The sequence below is a fragment of the Pseudomonas sp. FP453 genome (genome assembly GCF_030687495.1).
Lineage (GTDB): Bacteria > Pseudomonadota > Gammaproteobacteria > Pseudomonadales > Pseudomonadaceae > Aquipseudomonas.
This window is the reverse complement of record NZ_CP117435.1, coordinates 816,940-834,092: the sequence shown is the minus strand read 5'-3', so window position 1 is coordinate 834,092 and position 17,153 is coordinate 816,940. Positions and strand designations below refer to the sequence as shown.

Genomic DNA, 17,153 nt, shown 5'->3' with positions numbered 1-17,153 from the left:
AAACCCAATCCCCTGTGGGAGCTGTCGAGCTTTAGCGAGGCTGCGAAAGCGGGGGGTCAGGCAACGGCGGTGTCGCCTGTGCCGCCGCTATCGCAGGCAAGCCAGCTCCCACACTTTGAACGGTGTACACCTGAACCAACCTGCAAACCCAATCCCCTGTGGGAGCTGTCGAGCTTTAGCGAGGCTGCGAAAGCGGTGGGTCTGGCAACAGGGATGTTGTCTGTTCCGCCGTCTTCGCAGGCAAGCCAGCTCCCACATTTGATTGCATTTCAAAGAGGCTGTGCGGTGTTCATTCAGCTTCCTCCTTGCGATGCGCCCACTGATACAGCGCTGGCAGCACCAGCAGGGTCAGTAACGTCGACGAGATAATCCCGCCGATCACCACCGTTGCCAGCGGCCGCTGGACCTCGGCGCCGGTGCCGGTGGCGAGCGCCATGGGGATAAAGCCGAGGGAGGCCACCAGCGCGGTCATCAACACCGGGCGCAAGCGGGTCAGCGCGCCTTCGTTGATTGCCACTGACAATAAGCGCCCTTCTTCGCGCAGGTTGCGGATAAACGCAATCATCACCAGCCCGTTGAGTACCGCCACGCCAGACAGGGCGATAAATCCCACACCCGCCGAGATCGACAGCGGAATATCCCGCAGCCACAGCGCCATGATCCCACCGGTCAACGCGAACGGAATCCCGGTAAACACCAGCAGCCCATCCTTGAGGTTGTTGAACATCATGAACAACAGCCCGAACACCAGCAGCAGCGCCACCGGCACCACGATGCGCAAGCGCTCGGAGGCTTCCTTCAGCTGTTCGAACTGGCCGCCCCAGGTGGTCCAGTAACCGGCCGGCACCTTCACCTTCTCGAGGATTGCCGTCTCGGCTTCGTCCACAAACGAGCCAATATCCCGCCCACGTACGTTGGCACTGACGATCACCAAACGCTTGCCGTTTTCACGACTGATCTGGTTGGGGCCAAGCACCAGGTCCAGGCTGGCCACCTGGGACAATGCGATAAAACCCAACTGCCCCGCCGCATTGCCTGGCACCGGGATCAATAGCCGCGACAACCCGTCGATATCGGTGCGCAGCGCGTCGGACAAACGCACAACCATGTCAAAACGCCGGTCACCTTCGTACAGCGTTCCGGCCTGGCGCCCACCGACCGCGACGGCAATGGTGTCCTGCACATCACCCACATTCAGGCCAAAACGCGCGGCCTTGTCGCGGTCGATATTGATGGTCAGCACCGGCAGGCCGGAGGTCTGTTCCACTTTGACTTCCGAGGCGCCCTCGAGGCCCTTGAGCGTTTCGGCGATTTCTTCAGCGGTCTTGTTGAGCACCGCCATGTCATCCCCGAACACCTTCACCGCCACATCACTGCGCACTCCGGAAATCAGCTCGTTGAAGCGCAGCTGGATCGGTTGCGACAGTTCGTACGCACTGCCCGGCACAATCGCACTGGCCCGTTGGATATCGGCGATCAGGCTTTCCCGGGACTTGTTTGGATCCGGCCATTGCTCCTTCGGTTTAAGCATCACGTAGCTGTCGGAAATATTCGGCGGCATCGGGTCGGAAGCAATCTCCGCGGTGCCGGTACGGGCAAACACCCGCAGGATTTCCGGGACCTGGGCCATCAGGGTGGTTTCCAACTGTTGTTGCATCTGCACCGACTGCGTCAGGCTGGTGCCGGGCACCCGCAGGGCTTGCTGGGCGAAATCACCTTCGCTGAGGCTGGGAATAAACTCGCTGCCCATGCGGCTGGCGACCACGCCCGAGGCGATGATGGCCAGCAGCGCCAGGCCGAACACCAGCGGCCGGCGCGCCATGACCCCGTCCAGCACCGGCGCATAGACACGGCGCGCGGTGCGCATCACCAGGTTTTCTTCTTCCTTGACCTTGCCGGTGACAAACAACGCAATCGCCGCCGGCACAAAGGTGACCGACAGAATCATCGCACCCAACAAGGCGATCACCACCGTAAAGGCCATGGGATGGAACATCTTCCCGGCCACGCCGGTGAGGGCGAAGATCGGCAGGTACACCACCATGATGATCAGTTGCCCGAAGATCAGCGCGCGCCGCGCTTCCTTGGCGGCGGCAAACACCTCGTGCAGGCGCTCGCTGCGGGTCAACAGACGCCCATGGCGTTGCTGTGCGTGGGCCAGGCGGCGGATGGCGTTCTCGACAATCACCACCGCGCCGTCGACGATGATGCCGAAATCCAGCGCGCCAAGGCTCATCAGGTTGGCGCTGACCTTGTTGGTAAACATGCCGGTAAAGGTGAACAGCATCGCCAGGGGAATCACCATCGCGGTGATCAACGCCGCGCGGATATTGCCGAGAAACAGGAACAGCACCGCCACCACCAGCAACGCGCCCTCGAAGAGGTTTTTCTTCACGGTGGCGATGGCTTTTTCGACGAGGTTGGTGCGGTCATAAACTGTAATCGCGACCACGCCTGCGGGCAGCGAACGGTTGATCTCTTCAAGTTTTTTCGCCACTGCCTGGGACACGCTGCGGCTGTTTTCACCGATCAGCATGAAGACGGTGCCCAGTACCACCTCACGGCCGTTTTCGGTGGCCGCGCCGGTACGCATCTCACGGCCAATGTCGACTTGGGCGACATTGCGCACGCGAATCGGCGTGCCATCCGCCGTGGTGATGACGATATTGGCGATGTCGTCGATGGACGCCACCTGCCCCGGTGCGCGGATCAACAATTGTTCGCCGCTGCGCTCGATGTAACCGGCGCCGACGTTGGCGTTGTTGCGCTCCAGCGCGGTGACCAGGTCGTTCAAGGTCAGGTTGTAGGCCGCCAGCCGCTTGGGGTCCGGGGCAATCTGGTATTCCTTGGCGAAGCCGCCGATGGTATTGATCTCGGCCACGCCGGGGACGTTGCGCAGTTGCGGCTTGATGATCCAGTCCTGGATCACCCGCAGGTCGGTCGGCGTGTAAGGCGTGCCGTCGTCCTTGAGTGCGCCGTCTTCGGCCTCGACGGTCCATAGGAATATTTCCCCAAGCCCGGTGGAAATCGGCCCCATCGCCGTTTCAATGCCGCTGGGCAATTGTTCCCGCGCCACTTGCAGGCGCTCGTTGACCAGTTGGCGGGCGAAGAACAGGTCGGTACCGTCCTTGAAGATCACCGTCACCTGGGACAACCCCGAGCGCGACAGCGAACGGGTCTGCTGCAAGCCCGGCAAACCGGCCATGGCGGTTTCGATGGGAAAGGTCACGCGCTGTTCGGTTTCCAGCGGTGAAAAGCCCGCCGCCGCCGAGTTGATCTGCACCTGCACGTTGGTGATGTCGGGCACCGCGTCGATCGGCAGTTTCTGATAGCTGGCGAGGCCGACACCGGCCATCAACAGCACTGCCAGCAGCACGATGATGCGCTGCTCGATGGCGAATTGGATAAGGCGCTCAAACATGGGGAATCACTCGCAGGATCAATGGGCGTGCTCGGCCGAGCCTTTGCCCAGTTCGGACTTGAGGATGAAGCTGCCAACCGTCGCCACTTGCGCGCCGGCTTCCAGGCCTTTTCGCACTTCGACGTAGCCGTTTTCGCTCACGCCTAACTCAAGGTGACGGGTGACAAAACCATGCTCGGTGCGCTCGAACACCGAGGGTTTGTCCTCGACGGTCTGGATCGCTTCCTGGGGCACGCTGACCTTGGCCTGGAAGGTCTCGGTGGCCAGTTGCACGCTGACAAACAAGCCGGGGCGCCAGGCATCGTCGGGGTTGGGTACGCTGACGCGAACGGTGGCGGTGCGCGTCTGTTCGCCGAGCAGGTTGCCGACGTAGGCCACGGTGCCGCTGACTTCAGTGCCCATTTCGGTGGAGCTGACTTTCACCGGCTTGCCGACGCGTACCTTGTTCAAGTCCTTGGGAAACACGCCAAAGGTGACCCACACCTGGGACAGGTCCGAGAGGGTAAAGGCGTTGCTGGTTTCGCTGACCACTTCGCCGACGCCGAGGTGCTTTTCCACCACCACACCGGCAAACGGCGCACGCAGTTCGTAGCGATTTCCACCGGCCAGCACGGCACTGCCGCTCAAGGCTTTCATCTTTTGCCGGGCGTTGTTCAGGGCGATTTCGGCTTCTTGCAGGGTTTGCCGCGCCAGCAGGTAATCCTGCTCGGCGGAGATCTTGTCCTGCCACAACTGGCGCTCGCGCTGGAAGGTGGTGCGGGCCAGCTCGACCCGGCGTTCGCTGGCGGCCAGTTCACTGCGCTGGTCGGAGATCTGCTGGCTGGCGATTACCGCCAGCAACTCCCCTTTTTTCACCGCCTGGCCGAGGTTGACCCGCACCGCCTCTACCACGCCCGCCGCACGCGGGACGATGTGCGAGGTGCGGTCTTCGTCAAAGCGCACCTCGGCCGGCAGCGTCAGCAGCGTGCTGAGGGAACGCGGTTGTGCCTGGGCCAATTGAATCCCGGCGGCCTGGATCTGCTGCTCGCTGAGTTCAAGTTCGCCTTCTTCATCGGCGCTGGCAAAACCCGCCAGCATCAGGCTCAAGGCGACGGCGAGCGCCACGCCATATGTGTTGTGCATAGAGGACTCCAGGAAAAATCAAAAGCGGGCGAGGTCGCCGTAAATCCGTTCGATGCGCACCCAGGCGTCGGTGGCCTGGGCGGTGGCAACGAGGTATTGGGTGCGGGCGGCGATCAGGGTGCGCTGGGCGTCGAGCACGTCGAGGAAGTTGAACTTGCCCATCTCGAAACCACGGGTGGCGCTGTCCACCGCGCTTTGGGCGGCGGGCAGGATCTGTTGGTTGAAGGCGCGCACTTCGCTGTTCGCGGTTTGCCACAGGTCCAGGGCCTGGCGGGTTTCGGTGCGCAGGCGCAGTTCGGTGGCGTTGCGCAGGTCGCGGGCCTGGTCGGCGCGGCGGCTGGCGGCGAGCACGTTGCCCTGGTTGCGGTTGAACAGCGGCAGCGGCATCGACACGCCCACCAGGTTCACCCGCTCGCGCGCGCCGGCGTCGTATTGGCTGCCGATGGACACGTCGAGGTCAGGAATACGCTGGGCTTTTTCCAGGCCGACGCTGGCTTCGCCTTGCAGGATTTGCAGCTCAGCCAGGCGCAATTCGGCGGTTTGTTCGAGGCGCGCCAGCAACTGGGCAGCGGGAAGCTGAGGCAGGCCTTGCGTGGCGACAGCCTGAAACTCGACTGTGGCGCTACCGGTGCTGGCGGCCAGGCGGCGATAGGCGTCGGTGAGGCCCATTTGTGCGCGGTTGAGTTCCAGGCGAATTTCCGACAATTGCACCTGGGCGCGGGTGGCTTCCACGGGAGAGGTTTTGCCCGCTGTCACGCGAGCGTTGGCAACCACCAGTCCGCGCTCGGCCAAGGCCAGAGAACGTTGGGCCAGGTCAAGGCGTTCCTGAGCCCGCAGGGCGCTGTAGTAGCTGTCGATCACATCAGCACGCAGGGTGTTGCGGCGCTGCTCCAGGGTCAGCGCGGCGGCGTCCTGGGCGCGAGTGGCCACATCGATGCGCGCACCACGCTTGCCGCCCAGTTCCAGGGTCTGGCTCAGTTTGACGCCTGTGGTGCGCGTGTCGCGGCGGGTGTCTTCAGCATCCACGGACAGCACCGGGTTGGGGATCAGCCCGGCTTGCTGACGGCCGCCCTGGGCAATATCGATTTCCCACTGCGCAGCGGCCAGGTCGGGGTTATTGGCGAAGGCGCTCTGCAACGCTGAATCAAGCGTAAGGGATTGCGCCTGGGCAGCGCTGGTGGCCACCCACAACAGCGTCGCCCCCACAAGGTTTCTAACGGAAATTGGCATATCAAGAGTTCCACGCCCATGAAGTACAAGCGGGTGGAATGTAGCGTTCGCGACTTATCAGGGCCGTGGAGCAAAGATTACAAATCCGACAGCAATGGCTCTGGACCGGGCATTGAAGGCAAGCGCCGCTGATCGCACCAAAACGGCACACCCGCACTGGGCCAGCGCGGTATCAGGTATGCTTTTCGAGCAGGAAACAAAAAGAAACAATTTTCCCAACCTGTTCGATAAGGAGTCCCGTCTTGGAGTTATCGACTGCCGCGTGGATGGTTCACGACACCCGCCTCATGCTCTGCGTCCTGCTGGCCATTGCCAGCATCATCGTGCTGATCAGCGCGACCAAGTTGCCGCCGTTTCTGTCGATCCTGATCGGCACCTTTATTGCCGGCGTCGGCGCCGGGCTGCCGCCGGAAGACGTGGCCAAGGCGTTCAGCAAGGGCGCCGGGGCGATCCTCGGTGAAGCCGGGATCATCATTGCCCTGGGCTCGATGCTCGGCGCGCTGATGGCCGAATCCGGCGCGGCCGACCGTATCGCCACTACCCTGCTCGGGCTGGGCAAGGGCAAGGCGTTGCCGTGGGTGATGGCATTGGTGGCCATGGTGATCGGCTTGCCGCTGTTCTTTGAAGTGGGCCTGGTGATGATGGTGCCGATCATCTTTGTGATGGCCAAGCGTTCGAACCAGCCACTGTTGAAGATCGCCATCCCGGCACTGGCGGGCATGACCACCCTGCACGCCCTGATGCCACCGCACCCGGGGCCGCTGATTGCGGTGGGTGCGCTGCACGCCGACCTGGGCCTGACCATGTTGCTGGGCTTTTGCCTGGCGGTGCCGGCGGTCATTCTGGCCGGGCCGATCTACGGCAACTGGCTGTCCAAACGCCTGCACGTGGATGAACCGGCCGACATCGGCGCGCTGTTCAGCGCCCCGCCCAAGGCGCCGCGCCAACCGAGCTTTGGGGCGTCGTTGCTGATCATCTTGTTGCCGGTGATCCTGATGCTCGGCAGCACCTTGGCCAAAGTCGCCATGGCGCCGGAAAACCCAGTGGCGCTGACGCTGAAATTTCTCGGCGAACCGCTGATCGCCCTCGGCCTGGCCGTGATCGCCGCCGTCATCTGCCTGGGCTGGGCCGCTGGCATGCCGCGTGCGGACGTCGGCAACACCCTGCGCAAAGCCCTCGCCCCCATCGCCGTACTGCTGCTGACCATCGGCGCCGGCGGCGGCCTCAAGCAAACGCTGCTGGATGCGGGCGTCAGCCAGACCATCAGCAAGGTCGCCGAAGGCGCCCACATGCCGTACCTGTTGCTGGCCTGGCTGATCGCCGTGGCCCTGCGCCAGGCCACCGGCTCGGCGACGGTTGCCACCACCACAACGGCGGGCATCCTTGCACCGATGATGGCGGGGTTGGCGGCGACGCAGAGTTCACTGGTGGCACTGGCGATTGGCGCGGGGTCGGTGTTCTTTTGCCACGTGAACGATGCTGGGTTCTGGATGGTGCGGGAGTATTTTGGGTTGCAGTTGAAGCAGACGATTTGGGTGTGGTCGGTGTTGCAGACCATCGTTTCAGTCGTCGGGCTGATAGGTACGTTGCTGCTCTGGCACTTCCTGACTTAATCCCTAGGAAGCCAATGTGTGGCGCTTGCCAAACAACGCCACACACCCTGCCCCCACTGCCCCCATCACCACGCAATACCCCACGCAAATCCACGGGCTCGTCGGCATCAACGCAATCAACAACAGTGGCGTGGTACTCGCCCACAGCGCGTAGGCAATGTTGTAGGTAAAGGAAATCCCCGACACCCGCACCGGTGCCGGGAACAGCCCGACCATCACCGACGGCACCGCGCCCACTACGCCACAGCTCAGGCCCGCCAAGGCATACGCCGCGCCGAGCCAGAGGCCGCCGTTGATCAGGCTGGCGTACAGCAGCGCAATTCCCACCGGCAACAGCAGGCTGTAGACCAGTACCGCGCGCCAGGCGCCGATGCGGTCCACCAACAGGCCGGCAAGGACGCAGCCGATGTTGAGGAAGACGATGCCCAGGGCGCTCAAGGCGAAGGTGTGGCTGGGGCTCATGCCGAAGGTTTTTTGCATCATGGTCGGGGTGATGACCACCAGCACTACGACGGCGGAGGTGAGTACGCAGGTGAGGATCATCGCCGGCAGCAGCACGGCGCGGTGGTCGCGCAGCACGGTGCGCAGCGGCAGTTCGGCGGCGGCCTGGCGGCGGGCCTGCATTTCGAGGAACACCGGGGTTTCGCTGAGCCAGCGGCGCAGCCATACGCCGATTACGCCGAACACACCGCCGAGCAGGAAGGGGAAACGCCAGGCGTAGTCGAGGATCTCGGCAGCCGTGAAGATTTGCGCCAGCAGCGTGGCGGTGAGCGCACCCAGCAGGTAGCCGAAGGTCAGGCCGGCTTGTAGGAAACCCAACGCGTAGCCACGGTGATGAACCGGTGCGTGTTCGGCGACGAAGGTCCAGGCGCTGGGCACTTCTCCGCCGACGGCGGCGCCTTGCAGCACGCGCAGAAACAGCAAGATCAGCGGTGCGAAATAACCGATTTGCGCGTAGGTCGGCATGATGCCAATCAGCAAGCACGGCAGCGCCATCATCAGGATGCTCAGGCTGAAAACGCGCTTGCGTCCCAGGTGGTCGGCGAAGTGCGCCATCAGGATGCCGCCCAACGGGCGCGCCAGGTAGCCGGTGACGAAGATGCCGAAGCTTTGCAGCAGGCGCAGCCACTCGGGCATTTCCGGGGGGAAAAACAGTTGGCTCAAGGTCAGCGCAAAGAACACGAAGATGATGAAGTCGTAGATTTCCAAGGCCCCGCCCAGGGCGGCCAGGCCCAGGGTTTTGTAGTCGGAGCGGGAAAAGCGCTGCGCCTGGGGGGCAAGGGTGGCAGTCATGTGAAGGCTCGGCAGACAGACAAAATGGCGTGCAGGTTATGAGCTGGACCGGATGATGGCAATCGCCGCAGATATATTTGTTTTCCTCATGGATCGATGAAGATAACTGCATTCCCATATCAATGGCCGTAGCGGAACATGCCGAAAAATTGCCTGCCCCATAATAAATACAAGAGGAATGACTCGTGGCCGATGCTATCGAAGAAAGCCGCTATGCCCGCTTTGCCCTGCGCTGCTCCAACTTCGCCGAACGCTGGTTTCCCGATTCTTGGGTGTTTGCCGCCCTCGCCGTGATCATTGTCGCGGTAGCGACCCTGGGCATGGGCGCTGCCCCGACCGAGGCGGCCAAGGCCTTTGGCGATGGGTTCTGGAGCCTGATCCCGTTCACCATGCAGATGGCGTTTGTGGTGATCGGTGGGTATGTGGTGGCCAGCTCGCCGCCGGCGGTGAAGCTGATTGACCGGCTGGCGCGTATCCCGAAGAACGGCCGCTCGGCCGTGGCCTGGGTGGCGTTGATCTCCATGGTGGCGTCCCTGCTCAACTGGGGTTTGTCCCTGGTGTTCGGCGGCTTGCTGGTGCGCGCATTGGCGCGGCGCACGGGTTTGCGCATGGATTACCGCGCGGCCGGCGCCGCGGCTTACTTGGGCCTGGGTGCCGTGTGGGCGTTGGGGCTGTCGTCATCGGCGGCGCAGCTGCAAGCCAACCCGGCGAGTTTGCCGCCGTCGATCCTGTCGATCACCGGGGTGATCCCGTTCACCGACACGATCTTCCTGTGGCAATCCGGCGTGCTGTTGCTGGCGCTGATCGTGGTGTCGCTGATTATCGCCTACGCCACCGCGCCAGGCCCGAACAGCGCGCGGGATGCCAAGGCCTGTGGCGTTGACCCGGCGTTCAACCTGCCCAAGCTGCAAGCGCCGACACGCCCTGGCGAATGGCTGGAACACAGCCCGCTGCTGACCATCCTGCTGGCGCTGCTGGCGGCGGGTTGGCTGTTCCATGAGTTCTCGACCAAACCGGCGATCAGCGCGATTTCGGGACTGAACACCTATAACTTTCTGTTCATCATGGTCGGTGCCCTGCTGCACTGGCGCCCGCGCAGTTTCCTCGATGCAGTGGCGCGGGCAGTGCCGACCACCACCGGCGTGCTGATCCAGTTCCCGCTGTACGGCTCGATTGCGGCGCTGATGACCGTGGTCAAGGGCGGCGATGGCCAGACCCTGGCGCACCACATCTCCACGTTCTTTACGTCGATCGCCTCCCATGACACCTACGCGCTGCTGATGGGCGTTTATTCGGCGGTGCTGGGCTTCTTTATTCCATCGGGCGGTGGCAAGTGGATCATCGAAGCGCCGTATGTGATGCAGGTGGCCAATGACCTGCAATATCACCGGGGCTGGGCGGTGCAGATCTACAACGCGGCCGAAGCGCTGCCGAACCTGATCAACCCGTTCTATATGCTGCCGCTATTGGGCGTGCTGGGGTTGAAGGCGCGGGATCTGATCGGGTTTTCGTTTGTGCAGTTGCTGGTGCATACGCCGTTGGTGTTGTTTCTGCTGTGGGCGTTGGGGACGACGTTGAAGTATTTGCCGCCGGTGATGCCTTAATCGCAGCTGACCGCACCTGTTGTTGCAACAGGTGCAGTCACTCAGAAACCATAGGAAGAAGCTTCAGTAAATCGGGTAATGCGCTCTGAATGGTGTCCCAAACCACATCAAGGTTGATATCGAAGTAGCCGTGGGCAATTCGGTTGCGCATTCCTCGCATGCTACGCCAAGGGATCTGAGCATGAGCCGCAGTGAAATCCGGGTTCTGGTCCATGATCTTGGTTGATGCCTCGCCAATGATGATCAGGCTCATGACTACCGCTTGTTGAGTACGCCTATCTTCCTGAAACTCTTCTTTGCTCAAGCCTTCAACAAAGCTGATCGCATCACTGGCCGCCTGCCTGATGTGATCCAGATAATCTCCAAGGCGACTCGCTGTCATACCGGTTGTGCCTCAGCCAACACTTTCGCGCGAAATTTCGAAGGCAAGTCGGCAGGCGTCAATAAGTCCACATTGACCCCCAACAGATCTTCAAGCTCGACCTGAAGTCCACCAAGGTCAAAAAGAGTCGTTCCCGGCGGGGCGTCGACCAATAGGTCAAGATCGCTACCCTCTTCGTCTGTACCCAGCAGAACAGACCCAAATACTCTTGGATTTGAAATACGAAAACGGCCAACCACCTCTCTGACGGCTGCTCGTTGTAGATCAAGGGCAATTGACGGTTTCACGGTTCACCTCAGTGACATCCATTATCGGGCCAGTCTAGCAGCGCAGGTTGCAGGGTGACACGTTCCGCTCATCACCCCCTGTCTTCGTTCCGTCACATTGCATTGCTACCGTCCTGCGAAATATCTTGCAACATCTCGCCAGGGACTCCCCGCAATGACCGATGAGCACGCAGACCGCCCTTCCGCCGATTCCGCCGCCCAACCGCCAGTAGACAGCAGCCGCCGGCGCTTCCTGGGAGGCGCTGCGGTGCTGGGGGTCGGGGCGACCTTGAGTGCTTGCGGCAACACGAATGAAGCACCGGGCAGCAAACCGGTGGCGCGCCCGCTTACGCCCCAGGAGCTGGACAAGGCCCTGCACGACCAGGTGAAAACCGTGGTGGTGATCTATGCCGAGAACCGCAGCTTCAACAACCTGTTTGCGGACTTCCCCGGCGTGGAGAAACCGCTGTCGGCCCTCAGCCCAGCCGACGCCCAGCAGCGCGACCGCGACGGCAGCCTGCTGACCACCCTGCCCCCGGCCTGGGGCGGTGTGTTGCAAGTCGGCCCGCAGAGCGTGGACGGGGTGACGTATCCCAGCGAAGTGCAATACCAGCAAAACCTGCCCAACGCGCCGTTCGCCCTCAAGGGCCCGAACGCCGAGGACCTGCCTCTGAGCCTGGTCACCCGCGACCTGTGGCACGTGTTCTATCAGAACCAGATGCAGATCAACGGCGGCAAGAACGATAACTTTGTCGCGTGGGGCGATTCCGGTGGCCTGGTGATGGGTTATTACGCCCAGAGCCGTTATTCCCTGCGCCTGTGGGACGTGGCCAAGGAGTTTGTGCTCTGCGACAACTTCTTCCAGGGCGCCTTTGGTGGCTCGTTCCTTAACCACCAGTACCTGATCAGCGCCACCGCGCCGTTTTATCCGAATGCCGCGCAGTCCGTGGCCAAGGCGCAGATTGCCACGCTGCAAAGCGATGACCCGAGCGACACGCGCCTGAAACCCCTGGACAAGTCCCCGGCCAGCGCGATGACCGGCGCGCCGCAGTTCGGCCCCAGCGCGCTGACCCCGGACGGTTTTGGTGTGAACACCCTGGCGCCGCCCTACTGGCCGACCTGGATCCGCGACCCGGAAAACCCGGATTACTCCAAACCCGACCTGCCCAACGTACTGGTGCCACAAACCCACGAGCATATCGGCGACAAGCTGTCGAAGAAGAACATCGACTGGGCCTGGTACGCCGGCGCCTGGCAAGCGACGCTGGACCAGTTCAAGGACTCGGGCGGTATCCCGAAGATTCCGAACTTCCAGTATCACCATCAGCCGTTCAACTATTTCAAAAAGCAGGGGCCGCAGAACCGTGCCGAGCGGGACAAGCGCCTGCGTGATGGCGGTTTGGGCGATGAGTCGAGCACCAATAAGTTCTTCGCCGATGCCCAGGCCGGCAAGTTGCCTGCGGTCACCTTCTACAAGCCCCAGGGCAACCTGAACATGCACGCCGGTTACGCCGACGTGGCCTCGGGTGACCGCCATATCGCCCGCGCCTTGAAGGTGCTGCAGGAAAGCCCGCAGTGGAAAAACATGGTGGTGGTGGTCACCGTCGATGAAAACGGCGGCTGGTGGGACCACGTCGCGCCGCCCAAGGGCGACCGCTGGGGCCCTGGTACGCGGATTCCGGCGCTGGTGGTGTCGCCGTTTGCGCGCAAGGGCACGGTGGACCACACGGTGTACGACACGGCGTCGATCCTGCGCTTGATCACCCGCGTGTTCCAACTGGAAACCCTCGACGGCCTCAAGCAGCGCGATGACGCGATGATCGCCCGTGGCCAGAAGCCCATGGGTGACCTGAGCAATGCCTTGCAGTTCGAGGGGTAGGTTTTCTTATCCAATAGCGACACGCCCGGCGATTTGACACGCGTGATGCCTGGTCAGCCGCTACTGTGTGGAGGTGGGCTTTCGCTGACTAGGAATCAACTATGTATAAACCGACCGGGTTGTCCTTCACCCTGGCCGCACTGATGGCCAGTGCGCTCGTGCAGGCTGACGTCGAAGTACCACTGGGCAGCACGCAACGTGTCACCCAGTTGTTCGCCTTCCCCAATAACTGCAACGTGATCTGCTTTCGGCCCTGGTCGCTGGAGCAGACGGCCGAGCATTATCTGACCCAGAGCCTGCAACGGGATGGCTACAGCCGCGCCAAAGTCAGCGTGAAGACCCACGACGGGCAGGTTGCCGCGACCTTCACCGGCGTGCCCGACAGTTACGGCCAGCCCCTGACGGCCTTGCTCGCCACCGCCGACCTGGCTTACCAAGGCGCCAGCCGGCTCAACCGTGACGGCAAGTGGGCCTACAACTGGTACTTGTTCCTGCCACTGGGGATGGCTCTGGAAAACCGCAAGAGCGTCGAGTTGCTGCACTTCCCGCCGGATTATTCGCTGACCCAGGCCCAGGATTACCTGGAATCGAAAACCACCGACCGCTGGGCCGCGCTGCTCACCGACAACGGTATCCCGGCCACCGAAACCCCGGCCTACCAGACCATCATCGATATTGCGCCCATCGCCGCACCCGCCAGCGCGGGCGCGGACCTGCAGAATGTCTACAGCTACTTCACCGACTATCAGACACGCATGGTCGAAGAACTGAGCCTTCACCCCAAAGGCTCGCTGCCGATGGTGGCGTTCGGCGCGCCGGTGCGCAATTGGGTCAAGCAGCAGTACGGGCAGACCGTGGGCGTACTGGGCCTGGCGCAAATCAGCCCGGTTGCCGGCAAGACCGTGTCAGTACTGGGCGCCAACCACCCGAGTTACATCTGGTATGCCGCCGATCCCGCAACTTATGAGGGCAACGAACAGAAGGCCGACGAGGTCGGATTGAAGGTCATGGGCCAGGATTTAAGCGCCGCCTGCTGGCAGGCCGGGATGGGGCAGAAGCCGGCGAGCGACCCGAATGTGCTGCTAAAAGCCTGCATGAACACCTGGCAGGTCACGCGCAAGGAGCAGACGTGTGAATTGTTCTACACCTCGGTGCGCGAGTTTTCCGCAGAAAAAGCCAACGCCCTGTGCGCCACGCCGGCGATCAAGGCTCAACTCAAGCAGCTCAAGGTCCCCGCCCCAGCGCCCTCTGCCAGTGCTCCAGCGCTGTAGTCCGCACCAAAAAACCGATTGCTACTGTCAGAGTTGACAGTAGCAATCGGATCCAACTTCAGTGAGTCTTGAGCCGCGCCCATCCGCTGCAAGACTGGTAGTCAGCCACCACCCGCAGGTCCATGCAGCCAAACCAAGGAGAGTTATGAAAACTCAGGCCATGGATAAGGCTAAAACGGCTGCAAGTGACTGCCTTTACCCATTCAAGCCCCAACTCGGCAAGGGCTACCCTTCCACACAACATTTTGAAGTGGTGCACGCCGCTGATGGCGTGAGCAGCGCGATCAAGACGCGGGTCACGTTTGACAGCCGCGTGTGCATCGCCAATATCTCCGGGTATGCCCTGAGTGAGCGACGCCTTCACACGCTGCAACTGTCGCCCCGCATCCACCTGTACGACTGTTGGTTTTGCGGGCTGTTCGCCCATTCATGCAAGCCGAATGTATTTCTCGACCTGCATTACCTGGAAGTCTGGACCCTGCATGAAATCCACGCTGGCGCCCCGTTGACCATTGATTACGCCAACACTGAAGAGATGCTGTACCGACAATTTGCCTGCCAATGCGGCGAGCTCAATTGCCGCGGCTGGATTACCGGCCGCAACGAGCCGCTGAACGCCGAAGGCCAGGCGTTCATGGCCAAGTGGCGCGAGCGCAAACAGCCTTAGGCTTCGCCCAGCGGACGCAGACGGTATTGCGGCGGCAACTGCTCAAAGCCACTGATCGTGGTGTTCAAGCTCTTCCAGCGGCCATCCTTGATGCCATAGATGCAGCCATGGATCGACAGGCTCTGCCCACGGTGCCAGGCGTTTTGCACAATGCTGGTGTGACCGACGTTCGCCACCTGTTGAATCACGTTCAACTCGCACATACGGTCGACGCGCTCTTCTTCGGTCGGCAACTGCGCCAGCACGTCACGGTTTTCGTAGTAGAGGTCACGGATGGTACGCAGCCAGCCGTCGATCAGGCCGAACTGGCGATCCTGCATCGAGGCGCGCACACCGCCGCAGCCATAGTGGCCGGTGACGAGGATGTGTTTGACCTTGAGCACGTCCACCGCGTACTGGATGACCGACAGGCAGTTCAAGTCGGTGTGCAGCACCACGTTGGCCACGTTGCGGTGCACGAACAGGTCGCCCGGCAGCATGCCGACGATCTCGTTGGCCGGTACGCGGGCGTCGGAACAGCCGATCCACAGGTACTCGGGGGTTTGCTGGCGGGCCAGCTTGGCGAAGAATTCGGGATCTTCCTGTTTGATCGCATCCGCCCAGCGTTCGTTGTTATCAAGCAGGTCTTGTAGTTCGTTCATCAGGGAAAGCCTCAGGAATGATGCGCAGGTTTGTGACTGACATCCCTTCGTCCAGGTCACGCTTGGCGCGAATTAGCTTGAATCTTTGGGGCGCGATGCGTGTCCACACACTATAAGCCCCACAGTATGAGGATTGGCCATGACTGAATCACGACGTCCCTACGGCGCTACACAGCCGGAACCCATTGATGACAATGAAGACCGCATGGGCTCGATGCGCGAGCTGGATTTTGACAAGGAGACACCGAGTGCGCAGCGCGGTGATGAATTGACCCCGGAAGCGCTGACCCCAGAGAGCGGGGCGCGGGATGCGCTGGAGGAAGGGGACGATGACGCGGCGGATTATGACCTGAGCATTGTCGATGAAGATGAGATTGGCGGCGGGAATGGGTTGGATGAGGCCGAATTGGCTGATCTTGATCCAGTGGACGGCAACCGCTGACACACTGCACAACTTATTGTGAAGCTGGCTTGTGTGGGAGCTGGCTTGCCTGCGATGCAGGCGACTCGGTTTTTCTGTCACACCGAGTTGATGCTATCGCAGGCAAGCCAGCTCCCACAGGGGTCATCGTTTAGTCGACCAGGGTGCAGGCCATCACGACCGCGTCTTCACGGCCACCCACGGCGGGGTAGTAATCGCGGCGGCGGCCAATCTCGTTGAAGCCATAGCGCTCATACAAGCGGAACGCGCCAGTATTGCTGTCACGCACTTCCAGAAAGCACTCCCGCGCACTGGCCGCATACGCCCTGGACATCAGGTGCTCCAACAACGCCAACCCGAGCCCACGCCCCTGGTTTTCCGGCTTGACGGTGATGTTCAGCAAATGCGCCTCATCGAGGATGATCTGCACCACACCATGCCCCACCTGCTGCTCACCTTCGAACATCAGCCAGATCTGGTACTTGCCCAGCCCGTCGAGAAAAATCCCACGGGTCCAGGGGTGGCTGAACGCCGCGTATTCGATTTTCAGCACGGCGTCGAGGTCGGCCTCGGTCATCGGGCGGAAGGTTAAAGCCTCACTCATCGGTTGTTTTCCAGCGCGCCATCAGCCGGCGCATGGCTTGCCAGACATCAGCCTTACGCTGTGGCTCTTCCATTAATAATTCCAGGCCCGGCAGGGCCCATACCAAGCCCAGGCCTTCGACCTGCAGCTCGCGGTACCAGGCTTCGGCATTGGCTTCGCCGGCAAAACGCACGGCGGGCAGGCCGATCAGCCACAGGCACACGCAGGGTTCATCTTCCAAACGCGCAGACACAAAACCTTGCACAAAATCCCGCGCGGCGTCCGGGCCCTGGTCCATGTTGCCGCGCACCAGCAACGGCCAGCGCACCGGGTCGCCGACGATCTGCGGGCTGTCGGGCAGGCCGGCGGCGCGCAGCATGTCCTTGAGCAACATGTAGGCCGGGTCGCGGGTCTGGAAACGTTCGCCGGTGGGCAACTCCACCAGCAGCAGGCAGCGCCCGGCCCGCAGCAATTGCAGGGCAAAACGCGGTGGCGGCACCACCGGCGCCTTGGCCACCGGGGCAACCTCTTCGGCGATCTTGGCCGCCTTGGTCACCGGCGACGGGCGCGGCACTTCGACCTTGGCGCGCTCTACAACAGGGCGTACCGGCGCGTCAGGCTTGATCACGGCCACCGGCGCGGCGGCTTCCTCGCCCGACGACTCGAACGCCTCATAAGGCTCAGGCACCTGCAACAACTCGGGCCGCGAGGGTGCGGCAAACGGCAGTTCGGTGCGGGGCAGCCAGTTGACCACCTGCAT

Annotated in this window: 15 protein-coding genes; 6 read left to right on the top strand and 9 right to left on the bottom strand. The window is 62.1% G+C overall.

Annotated elements, in window-relative coordinates:
- Positions 1-289: 289 nt before the first annotated feature.
- The 3 genes from PSH87_RS03615 to PSH87_RS03605 are packed head-to-tail and all read right to left on the bottom strand — an operon-like array spanning position 290 to position 5,773.
- On the bottom strand, positions 290-3,421 hold the full coding sequence (locus PSH87_RS03615; protein ID WP_305432582.1) for a CusA/CzcA family heavy metal efflux RND transporter: 3,132 nt from the start codon (positions 3,419-3,421) through the stop codon (positions 290-292).
- Positions 3,422-3,439: 18 nt separating this feature from the next.
- Positions 3,440-4,543 (bottom strand): efflux RND transporter periplasmic adaptor subunit, encoded by a 1,104-nt coding sequence (locus tag PSH87_RS03610; RefSeq protein WP_305432580.1) that lies wholly within the window; start codon positions 4,541-4,543, stop codon positions 3,440-3,442.
- Positions 4,544-4,561: 18 nt separating this feature from the next.
- Positions 4,562-5,773, bottom strand: coding sequence for a TolC family protein (locus PSH87_RS03605; RefSeq protein ID WP_305432579.1), 1,212 nt, complete (start codon positions 5,771-5,773; stop codon positions 4,562-4,564).
- A gap of 242 nt (positions 5,774-6,015) precedes the next feature.
- On the opposite strand from PSH87_RS03605, the gene PSH87_RS03600 reads away from it, so the two are divergent.
- Positions 6,016-7,386, top strand: coding sequence for a gluconate:H+ symporter (locus tag PSH87_RS03600; RefSeq protein ID WP_305432578.1), 1,371 nt, complete (start codon positions 6,016-6,018; stop codon positions 7,384-7,386).
- A 3-nt stretch (positions 7,387-7,389) separates the two neighbouring features.
- Here the strand turns inward: PSH87_RS03600 and PSH87_RS03595 are convergent, their stop codons facing one another.
- A complete protein-coding gene (locus tag PSH87_RS03595; RefSeq protein WP_305432577.1) occupies positions 7,390-8,679 on the bottom strand; it encodes an MFS transporter in 1,290 nt (429 codons plus the stop codon).
- Positions 8,680-8,864: 185 nt separating this feature from the next.
- Between PSH87_RS03595 and PSH87_RS03590 the strand changes: the two genes are divergently transcribed.
- Positions 8,865-10,283: a short-chain fatty acid transporter gene (locus PSH87_RS03590; protein WP_305432576.1), complete on the top strand. Its 1,419-nt coding sequence runs from the start codon at positions 8,865-8,867 to the stop codon at positions 10,281-10,283.
- Positions 10,284-10,320: 37 nt separating this feature from the next.
- Here PSH87_RS03590 and PSH87_RS03585 read toward each other — a convergent pair whose 3' ends face one another.
- Entirely contained in the window at positions 10,321-10,665 is a 345-nt protein-coding gene (locus PSH87_RS03585; RefSeq protein ID WP_017737124.1) for a DUF86 domain-containing protein, read from the bottom strand.
- Positions 10,662-10,952: a nucleotidyltransferase family protein gene (locus PSH87_RS03580; protein WP_081609250.1), complete on the bottom strand. Its 291-nt coding sequence runs from the start codon at positions 10,950-10,952 to the stop codon at positions 10,662-10,664. Before PSH87_RS03580 ends, PSH87_RS03585 begins: the two co-directional genes overlap by 4 nt.
- Before the next feature lie 154 nt (positions 10,953-11,106).
- Here PSH87_RS03580 and acpA point away from each other — a divergent pair, with 154 nt between their 5' ends.
- From acpA to PSH87_RS03565, 3 genes are all read left to right on the top strand, one after another.
- Positions 11,107-12,810, top strand: coding sequence for an acid phosphatase (gene acpA / locus PSH87_RS03575; RefSeq protein WP_305432571.1), 1,704 nt, complete (start codon positions 11,107-11,109; stop codon positions 12,808-12,810).
- Positions 12,811-12,911: 101 nt separating this feature from the next.
- Positions 12,912-14,081, top strand: a complete 1,170-nt coding sequence (locus PSH87_RS03570) for a hypothetical protein (RefSeq protein WP_017737121.1) — start codon at positions 12,912-12,914, stop codon at positions 14,079-14,081.
- 145 nt (positions 14,082-14,226) lie between these two features.
- Entirely contained in the window at positions 14,227-14,748 is a 522-nt protein-coding gene (locus PSH87_RS03565; protein WP_305432569.1) for an SET domain-containing protein-lysine N-methyltransferase, read from the top strand.
- Here the strand turns inward: PSH87_RS03565 and can are convergent.
- Positions 14,745-15,389, bottom strand: a complete 645-nt coding sequence (can, locus tag PSH87_RS03560) for a carbonate dehydratase (protein ID WP_003188288.1) — start codon at positions 15,387-15,389, stop codon at positions 14,745-14,747. The two genes, PSH87_RS03565 and can, sit on opposite strands and share 4 nt — an antisense overlap.
- Before the next feature lie 139 nt (positions 15,390-15,528).
- Between can and PSH87_RS03555 the strand changes: the two genes are divergently transcribed.
- Positions 15,529-15,831 (top strand): hypothetical protein, encoded by a 303-nt coding sequence (locus PSH87_RS03555; protein WP_026136823.1) that lies wholly within the window; start codon positions 15,529-15,531, stop codon positions 15,829-15,831.
- A gap of 130 nt (positions 15,832-15,961) precedes the next feature.
- Here the strand turns inward: PSH87_RS03555 and rimI are convergent, their stop codons facing one another.
- Together rimI and PSH87_RS03545 are read right to left on the bottom strand one after the other, a co-directional pair.
- A complete protein-coding gene (gene rimI, locus PSH87_RS03550) occupies positions 15,962-16,414 on the bottom strand; it encodes a ribosomal protein S18-alanine N-acetyltransferase (RefSeq protein WP_017737118.1) in 453 nt (150 codons plus the stop codon).
- Positions 16,407-17,153, bottom strand: a complete 747-nt coding sequence (locus tag PSH87_RS03545) for an energy transducer TonB (RefSeq protein WP_305434245.1) — start codon at positions 17,151-17,153, stop codon at positions 16,407-16,409. The genes rimI and PSH87_RS03545 overlap by 8 nt, the downstream gene beginning before the upstream one ends.